General features: G+C 46.6%; 14 protein-coding genes. 12 read left to right on the forward strand and 2 right to left on the reverse strand.

Annotated elements, in window-relative coordinates:
- Nucleotides 1–252: 252 nt before the first annotated feature.
- From AC1S8V_RS10955 to coaD, 11 genes are all read left to right on the forward strand, one after another.
- Nucleotides 253–3,336, forward strand: a complete 3,084-nt coding sequence (locus AC1S8V_RS10955; RefSeq protein ID WP_482073624.1) for a cellulose binding domain-containing protein — start codon at nucleotides 253–255, stop codon at nucleotides 3,334–3,336.
- 273 nt (nucleotides 3,337–3,609) lie between these two features.
- Complete coding sequence (locus AC1S8V_RS10960; protein WP_482073625.1) at nucleotides 3,610–5,157, forward strand: response regulator transcription factor; 1,548 nt, start codon at nucleotides 3,610–3,612, stop codon at nucleotides 5,155–5,157.
- An 18-nt stretch (nucleotides 5,158–5,175) separates the two neighbouring features.
- Nucleotides 5,176–6,945 (forward strand): cache domain-containing sensor histidine kinase, encoded by a 1,770-nt coding sequence (locus tag AC1S8V_RS10965; RefSeq protein ID WP_482073626.1) that lies wholly within the window; start codon nucleotides 5,176–5,178, stop codon nucleotides 6,943–6,945.
- Between the two features lie 352 nt (nucleotides 6,946–7,297).
- Nucleotides 7,298–8,581: an extracellular solute-binding protein gene (locus AC1S8V_RS10970; protein ID WP_482074455.1), complete on the forward strand. Its 1,284-nt coding sequence runs from the start codon at nucleotides 7,298–7,300 to the stop codon at nucleotides 8,579–8,581.
- 131 nt (nucleotides 8,582–8,712) lie between these two features.
- Nucleotides 8,713–9,612 (forward strand): carbohydrate ABC transporter permease, encoded by a 900-nt coding sequence (locus tag AC1S8V_RS10975; protein WP_278295763.1) that lies wholly within the window; start codon nucleotides 8,713–8,715, stop codon nucleotides 9,610–9,612.
- Entirely contained in the window at nucleotides 9,605–10,435 is an 831-nt protein-coding gene (locus tag AC1S8V_RS10980) for a carbohydrate ABC transporter permease (protein WP_482073627.1), read from the forward strand. Before AC1S8V_RS10975 ends, AC1S8V_RS10980 begins: the two co-directional genes overlap by 8 nt.
- 157 nt (nucleotides 10,436–10,592) lie before the next feature.
- Nucleotides 10,593–13,640 (forward strand): beta-galactosidase, LacZ type, encoded by a 3,048-nt coding sequence (lacZ, locus tag AC1S8V_RS10985; RefSeq protein ID WP_482073628.1) that lies wholly within the window; start codon nucleotides 10,593–10,595, stop codon nucleotides 13,638–13,640.
- 153 nt (nucleotides 13,641–13,793) lie between these two features.
- Complete coding sequence (locus AC1S8V_RS10990; RefSeq protein WP_458126343.1) at nucleotides 13,794–14,099, forward strand: hypothetical protein; 306 nt, start codon at nucleotides 13,794–13,796, stop codon at nucleotides 14,097–14,099.
- Between the two features lie 140 nt (nucleotides 14,100–14,239).
- Nucleotides 14,240–14,488: a hypothetical protein gene (locus AC1S8V_RS10995; protein ID WP_482073629.1), complete on the forward strand. Its 249-nt coding sequence runs from the start codon at nucleotides 14,240–14,242 to the stop codon at nucleotides 14,486–14,488.
- Nucleotides 14,489–14,787: 299 nt separating this feature from the next.
- Nucleotides 14,788–15,396, forward strand: coding sequence for a 16S rRNA (guanine(966)-N(2))-methyltransferase RsmD (gene rsmD, locus AC1S8V_RS11000; protein WP_482073630.1), 609 nt, complete (start codon nucleotides 14,788–14,790; stop codon nucleotides 15,394–15,396).
- 1 nt (nucleotide 15,397) lies between these two features.
- Nucleotides 15,398–15,904, forward strand: coding sequence for a pantetheine-phosphate adenylyltransferase (gene coaD, locus AC1S8V_RS11005; protein ID WP_169479115.1), 507 nt, complete (start codon nucleotides 15,398–15,400; stop codon nucleotides 15,902–15,904).
- Here the strand turns inward: coaD and AC1S8V_RS11010 are convergent.
- On the reverse strand, nucleotides 15,882–17,222 hold the full coding sequence (locus AC1S8V_RS11010; protein WP_482073631.1) for a nucleoside recognition domain-containing protein: 1,341 nt from the start codon (nucleotides 17,220–17,222) through the stop codon (nucleotides 15,882–15,884). The two genes, coaD and AC1S8V_RS11010, sit on opposite strands and share 23 nt — an antisense overlap.
- A gap of 319 nt (nucleotides 17,223–17,541) precedes the next feature.
- Between AC1S8V_RS11010 and AC1S8V_RS11015 the strand changes: the two genes are divergently transcribed.
- Nucleotides 17,542–18,582: a SepM family pheromone-processing serine protease gene (locus tag AC1S8V_RS11015; RefSeq protein ID WP_482073632.1), complete on the forward strand. Its 1,041-nt coding sequence runs from the start codon at nucleotides 17,542–17,544 to the stop codon at nucleotides 18,580–18,582.
- Between the two features lie 335 nt (nucleotides 18,583–18,917).
- Here the strand turns inward: AC1S8V_RS11015 and AC1S8V_RS11020 are convergent, their stop codons facing one another.
- Complete coding sequence (locus AC1S8V_RS11020) at nucleotides 18,918–20,150, reverse strand: nucleotidyltransferase (protein ID WP_482073633.1); 1,233 nt, start codon at nucleotides 20,148–20,150, stop codon at nucleotides 18,918–18,920.
- Nucleotides 20,151–20,323 lie beyond the last annotated feature (173 nt).

The raw sequence follows: 20,323 nt of genomic DNA on the forward strand, positions 1-20,323 counted from the left end.
ATATTTTACAAAAATCGGAATTTCGACAGAGGGGTTTGGGGATTGCTAGCGAATGTTATTTATTGAAAGTATTATCCAGATAACTGCGAATCAAGAACAAATATGTAAGCGCTTAACAATATAACTGGAAGGGGGTGAGGCTTCTTGTATAAAGGGATGCATTGATTCGTCTGGCACGCCATCATCAGCATGATGAGACAGCGGGGATAGACCAAAATGCAGTAACGAAGTTGAAGAGGAGGATAAGTTGATATGAGAACATTTATGGGGAAATTGCGAATAATGAGCCTGACGGTTGCCGTGGTAACGGCTTCGCTGGGAGGACTTGCTGGGACTACAGCAGCGGCACCGAGTGAAGCCTATGAGTGGAAAAATGTGGTGACTGGTGCAGGAGGCGGGTTTGTACCGGGTATTATTTTCAACGAGTCGGAAAAGGATCTGATCTATGCCCGTACGGATATCGGGGGAGCCTATCGCTGGAATGCGGCTGACGAGAGGTGGATACCCTTAACGGATTTTGTCGGCTGGGATGACTGGAACAAGAATGGTGTGGACGCACTGGCTACGGACCCGGTTGATCCCGATCGGGTGTATATGGCGGTCGGGACGTATACGAATTCGTGGGACAAAAATAATGGCTCCATCTTGCGCTCTACGGACCGGGGAGATACATGGCAGACCACAACGCTTCCGTTCAAAGTGGGCGGCAACATGCCGGGACGTTCAATGGGAGAACGTCTGACCGTGGACCCGAATGATAACAGCATCCTGTATTTTGGCGCACGAAGCGGCCATGGACTATGGAGAAGTACCGATTATGGTGTGACCTGGAACGAAGTCACAAGCTTCCCGAATCCGGGGAACTACGTGCAAGACCCTTCGAATGAATACACAAGTGACATCGTAGGTCTGGCCTGGATTACGTTTGACAAAACAACGGGTTCTGCAGGGCAGGCAACCCAGACGATCTATGTGGGAGTTGCTGATAAAGCGCAAAGCGTATATCGCAGCACGAATGGTGGCCTGACTTGGTCAGCTGTCGCTGGTCAACCTACAGGATACATTCCACATCATGGTGTGCTGGATGCTGATGGCAGTCTTTATATTACGTACAGCGATGGTGTTGGACCCTATGACGGGGAAAAAGGTGACGTTTGGAAACTGAACACGTCAACAGGTGTCTGGACCAACATCAGCCCTGTTCCAAGCAGCAGCACGGATAATTATTTTGGATATGGCGGATTGGCTGTTGATGCACAGAATCCCGGTACATTGATGGTTGCGACATTGAATTCCTGGTGGCCGGATGCCACCTTGTTCCGCAGTACAGATGGCGGAGCGACGTGGACACGCATATGGGAATTTGAAGGGTATCCGAACCGGAAGTTACGTTATACACAGGATATTTCGGCAGCGCCATGGCTCACATTTGGCACCAATCCTGCCCCACCCGAAACAACCCCAAAACTGGGCTGGATGATCGGTGATCTGGAGATTGATCCGTTTGATTCGGATCGCATGATGTATGGAACGGGTGCTACGATATATGGAACGAAGAACCTGACAGACTGGGATGATGACGAAAAAATCAATATTTCAGTGATGGCGAAGGGTGTGGAGGAGATTGCCGTACTGGATCTGATCAGCCCGCCAAGTGGTGCACATTTGATAAGCGGAGTGGGTGATGTCTCCGGATTCCGTCATAACAATCTGGACCAGGCTCCAGCTACCATATTTACGAGCCCGAACTATTCTTCTACAGAAAGCCTGGATTTTGCTGAGTTAAGTCCAAATACGATGGTTCGTGTAGGTAAAGCAGATTATACTGCTGATCCAAATGCGAAATCCATGGGTTTATCCAGTGATGGAGGCACAACGTGGTACAAAGCCAATGCAGAGCCTGCCGGCACAGCCGGAGGCGGCACTGTAGCCATCTCTGCGAATGGTAACCGACTGGTGTGGAGCACATCAGACAAAGGTGTACATTATTCAACGGGTGGCAATTTCTGGACGGCAAGTACGGGGATACCTGCACAGGCGCAAGTGATTTCTGATCGTGTTAACTCAAACAAATTCTATGGATTTGCAGCGGGTAAAATCTATGTGAGTGTGAATGGTGGTGCTACCTTCACGGCATCGCCGGCGACTGGACTTCCGGTTGAAGGAAATGCCGATCTGGATGCCGTTCCAGGTGTTGAAGGCGAACTCTGGTTTGCAGGTGGCAGTGAGGAAGAAGGCCCTTACGGATTATGGCATTCCATGGATTCAGGAGCGACATTCACGAAGCTTGCCAATGTAGAGGAAGCAGACAGTATTGGATTTGGTAAGGCTGCCCCTGGACAGAGCGTTGTTGCGTTATACACGGTTGCACAGATCGATGGAACACGTGGATTTTTCCGGTCCGATGATGGTGGGGCCAATTGGGTTCGGATCAACGATGATCAGCATCAGTATGCTCGTGTAACAACAATTACGGGTGATCCGCGTCTGTATGGAAGAGTATATCTTGGAACGAATGGTCGCGGAATTCTGTATGCTGACCGTGTGGGAGGTAACAATGGCGGAGGAGATGGCGGGGGTACAACCCCAGTGACCAACTCGGTAATTACACCGGTAACAGCCGAATTTGATCGCAAAGTTGGTAATCAGGCTGATATTCCGGTCACGTTAACATTGAACGGGAATACACTTGTATCCATTCGCAACGGGAATGCAACACTGGTTTCAGGCACAGACTACACGTTAACAGGTAATGAGGTCGTATTGAGTAAAAACTACCTGGCTTCACTGCCGAATGGCGCAGCGACACTCACCTTTCAATTTAGCGCAGGCAATCCTGCGACCTTGAATCTGTTCATTAAAGACACGACAGCTGCACCTGCTGGAACGATACGCATTGAGATGTTTAATGGCAGCACTTCAGCGACGGGTAGTTCCATTAATCCCAAATTCAAACTGACAAATACGGGAACTACAGCACTAAATCTGTCCGATGTGAAAATGAGATACTATTACACCATTAATGGCGATCAGCCTCAGAACTTCTTCTCTGACTGGGCGACTGTCGGAAGTGATAATGTAACAGGCACATTCAGTACACTCAGTCCGGTACGGACGGGTGCTGACCACGTGCTTGAGATCGGATTCAAATCTTCCGCTGGAACATTGAGTGCAGGGCAAAGTACAGAGATCCAGACTCGGTTCTCCAAGAACAACTGGACCAACTATACGCAAACGGATGATTACTCTTTTGCAGGTAGCCAGACTTCCTATGCCGAATGGTCCAAAGTGACTGGGTATATAGCCGGAAGTCTTCAATGGGGAATCGAACCTTAGGCCTCTGATCAAACATAATAAATGTATGAAAAAGGGAGTTCTGAGTCGCCAAATCATCAAAAAGGCGATTCAGGGCTTCTTATTTTGTCGAAATATAGTGTAAACTATAGATAGTTACCATTGCTTAAAGGATCGTTTTAGGATATAAAAAGATGTACAATCAATTTAAAATTAATGTAACCGCTAACACTGGAAAGTGTTTATAACCGATATATAATAGTTGGTATAGCCTGTACAGATATAGAGGAAAGATTAGACAAGGGGGTCGCGATCATGAACCGGTTGTGCAAGGTGCTGATTGTTGACGATGAATTTCTGGTAAGGCAGGGCATAAAGCACCATATGAACTGGGAAGCCGAAGGGTTTATCATTGTGGGTGAAGCTTCCAACGGTGAAGAAGGATTACAGCAGGTAGACCTGTTGAAACCGGATATTGTGATTACCGACATTGTCATGCCTGTCATGGATGGCGAAACGTTTGTCCGTACACTAAAAGCCAGTAATCCGCAGATTGAAGTGATTGTACTTAGCAGTTTCAGTGAATTTGAGTATGTACGTTCGACGCTTCAGCACGGGGCAGCAGATTACATTCTGAAACCCAAGCTGGATACGAATGAATTATTGCAGGTCCTTCAACGCACAGCAGGTAAAATTCCGGAGTTACAGTTTGAGCCGTCGCACGATGGCTGGAGACTCGGTCAACTGATGGAGAAGATGCTGTCCGGATTTACACTGGACGAAGATAGCGAAATGCCGATGATTCGAGATACTTTTCCGCATGAATCCTTTCGCTTGCTTGTGTACAAACCCATGAATGCTGAGGGAAATCCACTGAAGCTGGATCAGGAACAGCTCGAAAACAGGCTCTGCAGTGATTTGCCTGAAGTGGAATATTCAATGGTTCCGGCAGAGGGCACACTTCCCATCATGCTTCTTAATGTCGACCCTGCGAGAGATGAATGGATGGTTGAACGCATTAGACAACTGGCTAATGAAAATGCAGCGGGACACGGCAACCCTGGTTGGGTGCTTAGTGACAGTTTTACTTCATTTGAAAAGATGGGTATCGTATACCGTGAACGCTTGATCAAGCTAATGGAATATCGCTTCTATTATAAGGATCGACCAATTCTGGTGTATGGTGAACTTCCGCCGATGCATCCGGCAGGTTACCAGTTTAATGTGAATATGTTTTTGCAGCATGTAAAGCGTAATCGGGTCGAAGCGGCAAGAGAGTATTTACAGGATCATGCGAAAACACTTGGACGGGATTATATTGCCGATGTGTTTGAGATCAAATCATTTCTCGGTAACTTGATCTTTAACGTGACCATTACCCTCGCGGATATGGATGTTCAGTCTGCCGGGCTGGAAGAGAGCAAATATACGTATTTTAAAAATGTGGACGGGGCTTCAAGTCTGGACGAAGTTATGACTGTGCTCGACCATTTCATGACGGAAGTTCAGGAGTGCACCGCTGGTGCGGGTGGAAAACGCAGTGATCCCAATATGAAGATGCTGCTGGATTACATGCATGAGCACTTTGATCAGCCGCTCGGGCTTGCTGAAGTAGCCAAGCACTTTCATTTTAATCCATCGTATTTATCCAGTTATTTCTCATCTCACAAAAAAGAAGGATTTAATGAATATTTGAATAAAATTCGGATTGAAAAAGCCGAGGAACTGCTCCGATCCGATGATGTAACAATTTCTGAGATTAGCAGTATGGTTGGCTATTCCGATCATAGTTACTTTTGCAAAGTGTTCAAAAAATTCACCGGACTATCACCAAGCCGATACCGGCGCAAATTCTGGGCATAAAGTCAGAAGGATAAAATCATGAAGAAATGGATGAACAGATTATCTCGTCTCGGATTATTTCCCAAGTTGTTTCTGGTTATGGTCATCAGTATTGTTCTCGTCTCTGTACTCATCTTATGGACGACCATTCACATGTCAACCAATCTCTTTACCGAGACGTTTAGCATCACCAACTCTAAGGTACTAAATCAGATTAAGACAAATTTTGAATCCTTTAATGAATCGATCGCTGCGGTTACCAATAATGTAGCTCAAAGTGGTTCCATTCGGGGATTTCTGTCTGAGGGGGATGCAGACTCAGTCTCAACGGCCAAATCTTTCTATAATATGCGTGAAACCATGAATCGGGTTCAAACCATTATTGAGTCTTATGAAGTAGGTATTACCATTGTGGGAGTAAACGGACGAAGTTTTTCCACCAATCCGGCTTACATTAAGAAGACAGGGGATGAATTGAAGCAGGAGCCTATTACTAAAGCAGCAGCCCAATCGCCGAGCAGGCTGATTTTTGACTATTACCGCAGTGATACCAGCGAAGGCGAACTGCAGATGATTTCTGCAACAAAGGCATTGACGGATCGAACAAGAAGTCACATATACGGGACACTCTACGTTACTATGAGAGAAGTGGAGTTCCAACAGTTCTATTCCAGTTTCACGAGTCGAGGTAATGATGTTGTCATTATGAACGAAAAGGGCGAAATCATATCTTCAAACCGTCTGGACTGGATCGGTACAATTCAGCCGGAGCTGCTCACATATGCTAAGGATTTGAGTGTGGACGTTTCGAAAAGTATTAATGCCCGTGTCATGGGGCAGGAGAGCATTATTCTATCCGAGTATTTGCCCTTTTATCGGTTTTACCTGATTAATGTAGTGGATAAAGATATGGCGATGGGACAGCTCATTGACATGAAGACGGTTGCGCTGATCTGTACAGCGATCGTTATTGGTGCGCTTGTTCTGGTGTTTCTGATTACCAGCCAAATCACCAAATCACTGCGAAGACTGGTGAAGCAGATGTCTAATATCACGAAAAGTGATCTGGATAACTATATACCGGTGAGTGGCAGTTACGAGAGTCGTCAACTGGGCCATGCGTACAACTATATGCTTGATGAACTGCATGATTATGTGGATCAATTAGTACAGACGCAGCATGAACAACGTAACGCAGAGCTTGCGGCATTACAGAGTCAGATTAATCCTCATTTCTTGTACAATACTCTTGCATCTGTCAAAGTTCTGGTGCAACAAGGCAACAAGGACAGGGCTGCGGAGACCATTAATGCGCTGATTGGATTGCTGCAAAATACGATCAGTGATGTGAGTCAGACGGTTACAGTGGAGCAAGAAGTCGAGAATTTGAAAAATTATGTCTTCATTAATCACGTCAGATATGGTGGCCGGATTAAAGCAGCTTTTTACGTCGCTCCGGATTGTACACACTATCATGTACCCAAACTGGTGATCCAGCCGTTTATCGAAAATGCATTTTTCCATGGATTTATCAAGAAAGAGACGGGCACGATTCATGTCATGGTTTCCAGAGCGGGAGAATCACTCATCTGTGAGATTATGGACAACGGGGATGGAATTGAAGGGCTTGTCATGGGAGAAACGTTACCTAATCCGAAGAATAATCGTCAACTATTCAGCGGCATCGGTATTCGCAACGTGCATGACCGTATCGAGTTATTATATGGTTCACCCTATGGTGTCACCATTATGAGTACCGTGGGGGAAGGAACAAGAGTCACCGTTACACTGCCTTTAATCACGAGTTGAATGGTAGCCTATTTCAATTGAATACAATCAAAATTTGAGATCCCTCGTAGCTGTATTTCTACAGAAACGGGGGATTTTTATGTGTCAGAGTTGAAGTAAACACACATATTTGTACGATTTCAAGATCAAAATAATACAAAATCAAAAGAAATTACAAAAAACCAAATTTAATGCAAGCGGTTTCTGTAAAGGTTTTCATTGTGGCAATAAGATGACAAATCCGTACAAAATTATTACTAACGAATGGAGATATGGGAATGATAAGATGAATACATCGAAAGCAACCGCTTTCAGAAAACGCAAACAAATTACACACAAAGAGGTCGAAGGGGAGTTGAATGTTTTGAAAAAAATGTGGGTATTGATACTCGTTACAGTACTGCTGTTGTCCGCATGTTCATCCGGTGGTGGAGGTAAGTCTGCCAGTGGTGGGGATGAAAAAACAAACGAAATTACGATTTGGGCTTGGGACAAAGCATTTAACGTCGCTGCTCTTGAACAAGCAAAAGAAATTTATCAAAAAGAAAATCCTGATTTGAAGATCAACATCATTGAGAATGCTCAAGATGCGATTATCCAGAAGCTGAACACAGGATTGAACTCTGGAACAAGCAGCGGTCTTCCAAACGTTGTTTTGATTGAAGACTATCGTGCACAAAGCTTCCTGAGTGCGTATCCGGATGCGTTCAAAGATTTGTCTTCTACGATTAAAGCTTCCGATTTTGCAGATTACAAAATTGGACCAACATCCTATGAGGGCAAACAATATGGAGTTCCATTTGACTCCGGCGTAGCAGGTTTGTACTACAGAACGGATTTGCTGGAACAAGCGGGCTACAAGGCTGCTGACTTGCAAGACATCACTTGGGATGATTACATCCAAATCGGTAAAGACGTAAAAGCAAAAACAGGTAAAGAGCTGCTGTCTCTTGACCCGAATGATCTTGGAATCATTCGCATGATGATCCAGACTGCAGGCAAATGGTACACTGCAGAAGATGGCAAGACACCTGACATTAGCAGTAACCCTGCATTGAAAGAAGCTTTCGAAACGTACAAAAAAATGATGGATGCCAACATTGTTAAATTGCACTCTGACTGGAGTCAATTCGTTGCCAACGCCAATAACGGTAGCGTAGCAACAATTCCTACAGGTAACTGGTTCTCACCATCTGTACGTCAAGAAGCTTCCCAATCCGGTAAATGGGCTGTAGCTCCAATGCCGAAAATGGCTGGTCAATCTAACTCTGTACATGCATCCAACTTGGGTGGCAGCTCCTGGTATGTTATGAACAATGTTCCTGGTGCAGATCAAGCAACTGACTTCATGGCAAAAACATTTGGTTCTGACAAACAATTGTACCAAGACTTGTTGACAAATATTGGTGCAATCGGTACGTACAAACCGGCTACAGATGGTGATGCGTACAACAAGGCAGATGAATTCTTCAGCGGTCAAAAAATCTTCAGTGATTTCGCAAATTGGACCAAAGAAATTCCAAACGTAAACTATGGTAGCAACACATATGCAATTGAAGACATTCTGGTTGTTGAAATGCAAGCGTACCTGAATGGTAAATCAATTGACGAAGTTTTGGCCGAAGCACAAAAACAAGCTGAAGCACAATTAAACTAGGACACCCAAGGTAACTTATAGAACTCTAGGTAACTCGGAGCCGTCTCCCTTGTCTGGCGCAAGTCAAACCGGATAAGGCGAGAGGCTCTGTGGGTTCTATCCATGTTCCGTGGAGAGAGAGGAGCCATACTGTGAAAGCCATAAATACAGGAGACAGTCTCCAAAAGAAAAATAATTTGACTGGATGGGCTTTTGTTTTGCTGGCTGTTATCGGAATTGTAGCATTTTACTTCTATCCGATGATTCAAGCGCTGCTCTTATCATTCAAGTCTGGCAAAGGTGCCAATCTTGAATTTTCAGGCCTTGCGAACTACAAAAGATTGTTAGTTGATACAACGTTCCGCACAGCATTATCAAACACATTCATCTACTTGATCATTCAAGTGCCTGTAATGATTATTCTCGGCTTGTTTATTTCCGTATTGCTGAATGACAGCACACTGCGCTTCCGGAGCTTCTTCCGCACAGCCATTTTCTTGCCTTGTGTAACTTCATTGGTAGCCTATTCTGTTGTATTCAAATATTTGTTTGCACCGGATGGAATGGTAAATCAATTCTTGATGGGCTTGCACATTATTGGCGATCCAATTCAATGGATCACAGACCCGTTCTGGGCTAAAATTACGATCATAATCGCCGTTACTTGGCGTTGGACCGGATATAACATGATTTTCTATCTGTCATCTCTGCAAAACATCGATCAATCGATCTATGAAGCAGCAAGAATTGACGGAGCGAATGCTTTTACACAATTCTTCAAAATCACAGTACCTTTGCTTAAACCGATTATCCTCTTCACGTCCATCACATCAACGATTGGTACATTGCAAATCTTCGATGAGATCATGAATATTACCAAAGGTGGTCCAGGTAATGCGACCATGTCGATTTCACAATACATCTACAACCTTTCGTTCAAATATTCACCGGACTTCGGTTATGCAGCAACAGTGTCATATTCCATCGTAATCTTGATTATTGTATTGTCCATCATCCAGTTTAAAGTGGCAGGTGATAATAAAAATGGCTAAATTTAAAGCAAAACGAATTTTCACTTATGTATTCCTGTCCATCGTCGCTTTTGTATCCATTTTTCCATTCTTCTGGATGTTGGTCAGTTCAACAAATGCATCAGTCGATGTAACCAAGGGTAGACTGATGCCGGGTTCAGCTTTCATTGATAACTTTAACAAACTGCTTGATTCGACAAATCTCGTGCAGGCACTCGGGAACTCGGCTATTATCTCGGTGGTCTCGACTGCTCTGGCGCTGTTGATTGGTTCCATGGCAGGTTATGGCTTCGAGGTATTCCGTACGAAGTCTCGTGATATCGTGTTTAATATCCTGTTGTTATCCATGATGATCCCGTTTGCAGCAATCATGGTACCACTGTATCGCATGTTTGCAACAATCTCGGGAGTTACACCGGTTATCGGAATCAACACGATGGCAGCAGTTATCTTGCCAACCATTGCAACAGCGTTCCTGATCTTTTTCTTCCGTCAGAACACCAAAATGTTCCCGAAAGACTTGCTGGAAGCTGGACGTATTGATGGTTTGAGTGAACTCGGCATCTTCCTGAAGATCTATATGCCAACCATGAAAACAACATATGCAGCGGCAGCAATCATTACATTCATGAGTAGCTGGAACAACTATCTGTGGCCACTCATTGTATTGCAAACGCCTGACCAACAAACGATTCCGCTATTGATCTCAAATCTTGGTGCTGGTTATGCTCCGGATTATGGAGTGATCATGACAGCAATCGTTATTGCAACACTGCCTACAGCAATCGTATTCTTCATCATGCAGAAACATTTTGTTGCAGGTATGGTAGGTTCCGTGAAGTAATGAAAACAGCATAATCCGTGTAAATGACGGGTGCAGGAAAGAAGAGAGGGCGCTGTTATGGCGTACCTCTGTCTTTTTTGTTTATGTAAAGCAAAAAGGAAATCCAGAGTAAACCTTGAATAAGTCAACTATAATGTTCTAAAGGGAGAGAGAGCCGATGAGAGCAACAAAGGCAGATATCAACTGGTTGGGAGACGTAAGTGTATTTGAGGTGAACCGTCTTCATGCCTATTCCGATCACCGTTATTACCAAACAATGGACGAGGCTATTGGTTCCGGCGCGATGTCCATGCGTTATGATCTGAATGGTACGTGGAAATTCAACTATGCAATTCGTCCAGACAGCCGTTCTGAGTTTTTCTATACATCCGATTTCTCCAGTGAAGGCTGGGATGACATTGAAGTTCCGGGGCATATCCAACTTCAAGGATACGGACAGATTCAATATGTAAATACACAATATCCTTGGGATGGCCTGAACGAAATTCGTCCGCCGGCATTGCCGCAGGATAAAAACCCTGTTGGAAGTTACATTCGCACATTCCATCTGCCGACAGGTTGGGAGTCGAATCCGGTATATATTTCTTTCCAAGGTGTAGAGTCTGCATTCTATGTATGGCTTAACGGACAATTTGTAGGATACGGGGAAGACAGCTTCACGCCATCTGACTTTGACCTGACGCCATTCCTTCAGGATGGAGAGAACAAGCTTGCAGTTGAGGTGTATCAACGCAGCACAGGCAGCTGGCTGGAAGATCAGGATTTCTGGCGTTTCTCCGGTATTTTCAGAGATGTGTATCTGTATACGGTCCCTGCTGCACACGTACGTGATGTTCATGTTCGCACAGATCTGGACAAGTCCTATACGAACGGTACATTGCAACTAGATTTGAAACTGGAAGGAAATGCGGTTGCTGGAGCACGTGTAGAGGCTGAACTTCGTGATCGTGAAGGCAATACCGTTAAAACGTTTGAATCCAAGGTTAACGATGGACAAGTAAGTCTTCGTGAAGATATCGGTACAGTGAACCTGTGGAGCGCAGAAATTCCATATTTGTACCGTCTCTATATTCGTGTATATGATGCTGCGGGTACACTGGTTGAGGTTGTTCCTCAAGCCGTTGGTTTCCGTACATTCGAAATGATCGACAAAGTGATGCACATCAACGGTAAACGTATCGTATTCAAAGGTGTGAATCGTCATGAGTTCAACCCGCGTCGTGGACGCGCGGTTACGAAGGAAGATATGCTGTGGGATGTTCGTACCATCAAACAGAATAATATGAATGCGGTACGTACGTCACACTATCCAAACCAAAGTCTCTGGTATGAGCTGTGTGATGAATATGGATTGTATGTTATTGATGAGATGAACCTGGAGACACACGGATCTTGGCAGAAACTTGGTGCCGTTGAGCCTTCATGGGTTATTCCAGGTGACAAACCGGAATGGCATGATATCGTTATGGACCGCGCTGTATCCATGGTGGAGCGTGACAAAAACCATCCATCCATTCTGATCTGGTCTTGTGGTAATGAATCACACGGTGGTGAAGTCATCTACAAAGTATCCCAATACTTCAAATCAGCTGATCCAACACGTCTGGTGCATTACGAAGGTGTATTCCATGATCGTCGTTTTGATGAGACAAGTGATATGGAGACCCGCATGTATGCCAAACCGGCAGACATTGAAGAATTCCTGAATGCAAACCCGACCAAACCTTATATTAGCTGTGAGTACATGCACGCCATGGGTAACTCTATTGGTGGGATGCACAAATATACGGAGTTGGAAGACAAATACCCGATGTATCAAGGTGGATTCATCTGGGATTACATCGACCAATCCATTTACAAAAAAGATCGTTACGGCAAAGAATTCCTCGCTTATGGCGGAGATTTTGGTGATCGTCCATCAGACTATTCGTTCTGTGGTAACGGGATCGTTCATGCTGATCGTAAAGTAACTGCGAAAATGCAGGAGGTCAAATTCCTGTACCAGAACATTAAGCTGTTCCCGGATCGTGAAGGCGTTAAAATCGTGAACGGTAATCTGTTCGCAGATACATCTGCGCTGGAACTGGTTTACAGCCTGGATCGTGAGGGACATGAAGTGCTGCGTGGAACATTGGAAGTGAACGTGGATGCGCAAAGCGAGATGGTAGTGAAACTTCCGCTGGGTGCAGAAGCTCTGGCGGGCGGCGAGTACGCTGTGAACACTGCATTTGTGTTAAAAGAAGCTACACTGTGGGCTGACAAAGGCGAAGAAGTGGCATTTGGACAGTTTATTTTCACACAAGATCAGGTGAATGAAACGGCCCAAACAGACCTGAACCTTGTAAGTGATGTACAGGTGGTTGAAGGTGACGTTAATATCGGTGTTCGTGCCGGCAAGACACATGCGCTGTTCTCCAAACAGTTTGGGACACTGGTTTCCCTGAAATTGTCCGGTCGTGAGACTATTGCTGTACCACCTGCACCGCTCTTCTGGCGTGCAATGACGGATAATGACAAAGGTATGGCGATGGGCTTCGAACTTGGCGCCTGGTATGCAGCGAGCCTGACGCCACGTTGTATAGAGTGGAAAGCAGAACAAAAACCGGATCAATACCGGATCGAGTTCACCTACAAGCTCAACATTTCGGCAGATGTGCAAGTGAAAGTTGTATATACCGTTCATGCAGATGGAAGTGTTCATGTGCATAATACGTACAAAGGAACAGCTGGATTGCCGAACTTGCCAATTCATGCACTTTCCTTCAGAACGTCACCGGACTTCGAGAACGTGGAATGGCTGGCGATGGGACCTGAAGAAAACTATGCGGACCGTGCATTTGGCGCTCGTCTGGGTATCCATGGCAGCAAAGTAGCTGATACGATGGCACCATATCTGGTACCACAGGAGTCTGGCAACCGCACGGGCGTACGTTGGGCGAAATTGACGGACAATGCAGGACGTGGCTTCAAAATTGAAGCTTCTGGAGCTCCGGTTGAGCTGAATGTATCACCATATACGGCATTTGAGCTGGAGAACGCACAGCATGCGTACGAATTGCTTCCAGTGCACTATACGGTCGTTACTGTAGCGGGTAAACAAATGGGTGTCGGCGGTGATGACAGCTGGGGTGCTCCAGTTCATCCGGAATACCTGATCCCTTCGGACGGCGAACTGACATTTGAATTTGTCATTCGTGAACTATAATTAAAAGAATATTTGGATTAAGAACAGAGGTCTTCGCTTGTCGGAGGCCTCTTTTTCTTTACGTCAATGAACAGCTTGGGATGCACTGTATGAAACCGTTCTCGTTCTGCTCTCGTAATGTACGAGATAGGAATCATAAGAGGGGGGTTCAAGATGAGTAGAAAAGCAAAGACAGGTATATGGGTGACGGTGTTGGTCTTTCTGGGCATCATTGTTGGATGTTTCATATGGTATTTCAATACGGCTTCGGGTGAACGTGCACTGAAAACGATGAGATCCAATAACTCGGGCGGCCTGGAGCGGGTCGTTAAAGTGTACAGTGATTCCGGTGAATTAATTCAGACCTACGATGGTAAAATTGACGTTGAAGATACGGAATACGGGAATAAAGTATTATTCGATCTCAATGGAAAACGTGTTGTGATCTATAATGCCACGATTGTTGTTGAAGAGAAATAAAGCATAAATGCCAGTTCTGAAGAATCGTTAGTTCGGAATTTGAAATGACACCCTATTTCTTATATGGTAAAATTAAGGAAATGACATAAGGGTCGGGTGAGATTTTTATGGTGGATATGTACCTAATAATCACTGTTGCAATGTTGGGAATGATTCTGTTCTATAGCTTGATCGCCTATTTCTTAATTCGTTTCATTTCGAGAAAAGCATTCAAGCTTTCGTTAACCAAATATGAAATGACTGAGATTATAACCTGGCTCGCCGTGCTGTTTATTACCTTCATGATGATGAAGACACGTTCAATGAATCTTCTCTTGCCGGTTGTTTTACTTATCATTCCATTGATCAATTTGCGTCTGTCCAATCGGAAACATAGAGAGATGAACTAGTCAGGAATAAATAGGAGACAACAAAAAGAAGCCCTCTTTCGAGAGCTTCTTTTTCATGGGAGAGGAGAAACCGGACGAAGAGCTTATGGGGAAACGTAAGTCTTCTCCGCGGTTGTCTACGACACTTGTGATGTCGATAATTATAGAATCGCCCGATGGGTTACTTTTTATACATATGCGTCAACAATTACTTCAACAATTTTCTAGGCCAAATGAAGGCGGATCATTTTTCAAACTGAACCCGAGTGTGGTACGATAGCTGTATTATTAAACTTACATAGAGAAAAGGTGACTCGTCAGTGAGAGTGGTATCTGGGAGTGCGAAAGGCAGGCCGCTGAAGGCTGTTCCTGGCACAGGTACGCGGCCGACCACCGACAAGGTGAAGGAAGCGTTATTTAGCATGGTTGGTCCCTATTTTGAGGGCGGCACAGCATTGGATCTGTTTGCAGGCAGTGGGGGTCTCGGTATTGAGGCGCTGAGCCGCGGCATGGACAAGGCTGTTTTTGTTGATTTGGAAGCGAAAAGTATTGAAGTCATCCGCATGAATCTGAAGGCGACCAAGCTGGAAGACCAGGCGGCTGTATACCGCAATGATGCAGGTCGTGCATTGAAGGCACTCGCCAAGCGAGGCACAACGTTTGATCTGGTATTTCTCGACCCGCCATATCGCATGAAGAATGGGCACGAGTTGATGCTGACCATGCACGAACTGGAACTTCTGGAACCCGAAGCAACCATCGTGCTTGAATATGAATCCAAACATGATTACCCTGAGCAATTCGGCCCGTTTGAACAAACGCGCAAGGCTTTGTATGGGGAGACGGCAGTATCCATCTATTATTATGCGCCTGGAGCAGTTGAAGATGGAGAATCCATTACACCGGAAGAGGAGGCTCCTCATGACTGAAATGATACATCGACAGGAACGGATCGCCGTATATCCTGGAAGTTTTGATCCCGTAACGATGGGGCATCTGGATATTATTGCTAGAGCGTCGAAGCAATTCGATCGCGTCATTGTGGCTGTGTTAAACAATATGAGCAAAAATCCGCTGTTTACGGTAGAGGAACGCAAGGAATTAATCACAGAAGTAACCCGCCATCTGCCGAATGTGGAGGTGGACAGTTTCCGCGACCTGACGGCCAATTATGTCCGGCAAAAGGAAGCTCAGGTCATCGTCCGTGGTATACGCTCGGTAACTGATTTTGAATATGAGCTGCAGTTGGCATCGACCAACAGCAAGTTGAACCCGGATGCGGAAACGATATTTATGATGACAAATCCGAAATATTCGTATCTAAGTTCCAGCATCGTGAAAGAAATCGCTCATTATCATGGAGATGTAACAGATCTTGTCTCCCCTGAAGTGGAAGTTGCGCTTCGTCAGAAAATCAGCGAGAAAACCGGCGGTTAAACCAGAAGGTAAAACCCGATAGACCAATCATGACTGCAAGAAGCAGCGCAAGACCTATGCATGCAGCAGGTAAGGTGCTCCATATGGTGTTGAACGTGAATGTGGTGCCCGGACTATGTGTGAATAACCAGCTGAATGGTGTCGACAGGTCCTGCTCTGCATTCGTCTGTAATGTGGTCCAGACTTCTGTGCTATATCGACTAAACGGCATCCATAGGAACAGACTCATGAAAAAGGCGATGATCCCATGAGTCAGACGTACTCCGGCAAAGTACAACATGGATTTGCTGTCCGGACCAGTTGTTTTCAGGACAGCGGAGACTTGCAGATGGGAGGATAAACCACCCCATCCCAGAACAGCTGCAAGTAGAGATATGAGCAGGGCAGGTGTGAGTGAAGTCTGGCTCAGATGGTAGGTGCCCAGGTGAAGCTCAAAGAAAGCTGACCACAGCGCAGCAGAGGACCCGGGGGTCAGATAGAGGGAGACCAACCGGATAAACACGGCAAAACCGATCATGTATCCTCCAGTCATCATCAAGGTCTGCACAGCTTGGGATACAGTATCACCGAGCAGTTTGCCAAACCCCCTTCCATCACGACCATGGGCTTCCCTGGCTGCAATCATCATATCAGACCATATATTGCGTCGTTTGTACGTAGAGTGGTGGGAGACAGTGGAGCGTCTTGTAGAACTTGCAGGGCTTGCAGGCTGAGAACCAAGAGAGTTGCTATCCGCTTGGACGGCTGCTGAGTGGGCTCTATCTTTCTGGTTATTCGGTCCTGGCAGAAGATGCACGGCAAAAATGGCAGCAATCCAGCCGCTGATCCAGTGAACCACAAGGAGAAAATATCCGGCCGCTGGCTGGTGGAGAAAAGCAGCACCGACGACCAGGATGATCATCATTGGATTGGCAAAATGAGCTGCCGCCGCAAGGACAACCGCCTGCTTGGCGGTAATTTGTCTATCCTGAAATAAGCGGGATGCTGCATCCGCCCCTGCGGGGAATCCTCCACACATGCCAACAGCAATAGCCAGACCTGCGTTGCCTGGAAGTTTGAACCAGCGTTGCATCAGTGGTCCAAGCAAGGCGCCGATCGCGTGGGTGAAGCCAAACGCAGTGAGCATCTGGGATAACATGAGGAACGGGAGCATTGCAGGGAAGATGATTTTCCACCAGATATCGAGACCTTGAATAGAGGCATCAAACGCTTCTTTGGGGGAAGCAACTACTGCTATGACCAGTGCTAAAGCGCCAGTACTGAGTAGTATCGTTCGTAACGGGCCAGAATCTCTAACTTCGCTCTGTATTGTCATCATTTCACCTCATATCAAATAACGCCGATTCGGCATCTGAATCGTTATGGACGGCCGAATGACGCCCGAAGGACGGTTCGGCCTTGACCGGACAGGCTTGGTGTACAGCGGCCTATCCGGCCTGTACCATTGTATGCACAGGGACCAGAGTGTTAGACTTGGAAATAAACTATTAAATCAGATGAGCTGAGTATTTGCATTATCAAAGAGGTGAAACTTAACCGGAGAATGGAAGTATTCAAAAGGTGGTATTGCGATCGCTGAATTAATGTAGAATTCAGGTTCATCTTGTATAGAGATACAAAGAACGGAGGCTCATGCGATGAATGGGATTCGGAAATCTGGGGGCTTCAGAGCTTCGATCTTTGTGATCGTGGTGGCTCTGGTCGTCTATGTTGCCGTGTACATGCCAACGCCGTATATCATATATATGCCTGGCAGTGCAGATGAAGTAAAACCAATGGTAACCGTTAAGGGTGGAGACCAGGAAGAACGCGGTGTGTTCATGATGACGACCGTATCGGCAACCTATGCCAATGTGTTTTTGCTAGGAACCTCTCTGTTCAATCGGAATGCTCAAGTGGATAAAAAGGAAGACCGGCTGCGCGGAAAAAGCGAAGCGGAATACTCTGCCGAACAAGTGTGGTTCATGAGTGACTCGCAATCCTCCGCAATGGAGGCTGCATATGAACAGGCTGGCGTAGCGTATTCTATTGTACCTGAACATATCTTTGTGTTTGGACTGTCGGAAGACCCCAAACCGGAGGGAGACATTGCTCCAGGAGATATTATTCTGGGAGTGAACGGAACAGCTACGCCGGATAATACGGTGTTGTCCGCCCAGTTAAAAAATAAAAAGGTCGGGGATGCAGTTGAAATGCAATTGGAGCGCGGCGGTGAGACGATTAGCCGGGATGTGAAGTTAATTCAAGTGAAAGACAGTAAAACGGGTGAAACCCGCCCGGGACTTGGTGTGATGATTGGTTCGGTTCAGAAGGTGAAAGCGGAAGATCCGGACAAACAGATCTCTTTCACAGACACCAAGGTTGGTGGGCCGTCTGCAGGTTTGATGTTTACTTTGGAGATCTATAACCAGTTAACGCCCGGAGACCTGACCAAAGGTCATCGAATTGCGGGTACAGGTACCATTACCAAGGACGGTGTGGTGGGTGCCATTGGTGGTGTCGTGCACAAGATTGTAGCCGCTGATCGAAAAGAAGCGGAGATCTTCTTTGTACCGAAGGATAACTATAAGGAAGCAGCAGCCAAGGCTGAACAGATCGGCACCAAAATGAAACTTGTGCCTGTGAGCACGGTGGATGATGCACTCGCTTATCTGAAAACATTGTCCGTGAAATCATAGGTTATAATCGAGCGGGAAGAGATAGAGTTGAGTTGAAACGGATCGTTGAGAAGAACGGTTGAAATCGAAAGAATTGATTGCAAATGAAATGTGATCAAGTGATTTGAGGAGATCAACAGACTCAAAAGACTAAAAGGGTATAAGATAACCAAAAGAATTAAGAGAATGAGAGAAGTTAATAAGGAAATCCCCTTGTTGTGATGTGCCTGAGCGGGGCGCAGCAAGGGGATTTTTTTACTTGTATAGTTGAGTGTCGAATATTTTTGATATCAATGATGCGTTTGATGATGGAACAAAAGCTTCATAGGAGATGAAGCCTTATGGTCAAAAGCGGATTACAGTCTCACAGGCGACTCATAGTAGTCACTGAACATCCTGCGTGTGTCCCTATGCTCGCAAGCGAGTCCATACGCAACCTGAGCTTGTATATCCAGTTCAAGTTGATTGTGTGTGAACGTCGAAGGTTTCAGCACAACAGGCAGTGACGCGGTTTTCTTCATTTGTTTAAGCAGGCTCTGCCCTTGAGTATTAAATCCGAGGACTCGGAGATATCCGGGTCCGGCAGCCAATTGCTCTGGTGAACACTCAGCTTTGGTGTGATTCAGGAGCAGGTGGGCGAGCATACGCTGGAGCTTTGTGCGTGTGTAACGTTTGGTCTTCAGTGCATTCAGGAGTGCTTCGACTGAAGGCTCCGGGAGCTGAGCGAGTGTACGGCTCAGCCGGTGTTCCAGGCCTTCCGTGACTTCGGCGATGCGTTCCAGCTCGGAGGCACGGCGGGTGGCCGCAAGGTGCAACAGCGGCTGTGCAAAGCGCTCCCAGTGTATGGGAGCGCGCCCTTCCTGCCATTCGCGATGCAGAATGGCAAGGGTTGCCGCCGGCACGTATGGCGCGGCGGCGTTGGGCCCGTCCGCCATCAGCAGGCGGCGGACGGCTGTTGCACTGGCGATCGGCCCCGGCCCGGGCGTCGCCTCATGATACGCGGCACCGGTACGCGCCGCCGTAAAGGGCTGGATCGCGCTGCCAAGTCGTTGCAGCGCGATCAGGTAGTGCAGCCCAAGCGAATTGTTGGGCTGCTCCAGCAGTGCAGCGGCGTCGTGAGCATCGACGCCGCCGGGCGCCAGCGCCGCCGCCGCGCCTGCGTACGCGGCGGGATAGCTGGCGCCTTCCCGCAGGCGGCGCGCGATGTCCTCGCGCATCCCTGCGGGCTCCACAGCCAGCACGCGCGCAATGCGCTGCAGGCTGTCCAGGTCGCCGGACTCGCTGCCAAAGCAGAGCGAGTCCACAATGCCGGTGCGGTGCAGCAGCGATACCGCACCGAAGGCAAACCACTCGGCCGGTTGTACCGCGTATGCAACCGGCAGTTCAAGCACGAGATCCGCGCCTGCGTGCAGCGCCATCTCGGTGCGTGCCCTTTTACCCACGATGGCGGGTTCGCCACGCTGGAGAAAAGGGCCGCTCATAACCGCAACAACGGCATCTGCGCCGCTTAGCCGCCGAGCTTCTTGCAAATGATAGACATGCCCATTGTGCAAGGGGTTATATTCAACAATGACGCCTACGGCTTTCATGATTGGACGTACTCCTTTCGATTGAATAACCGAGTATGTATAACATCCATTCCATCATAGGGGATGTCATGTATTAGATCAAATCATGCACCAATTCAGACAAGAAAAAGGCACAAATCCGACATCAACGGATGTCAAACAGTGCCTGCAAATCTATTGTATATTACACATTT

The organism is Paenibacillus sp. B46(2026), assembly GCF_056786355.1.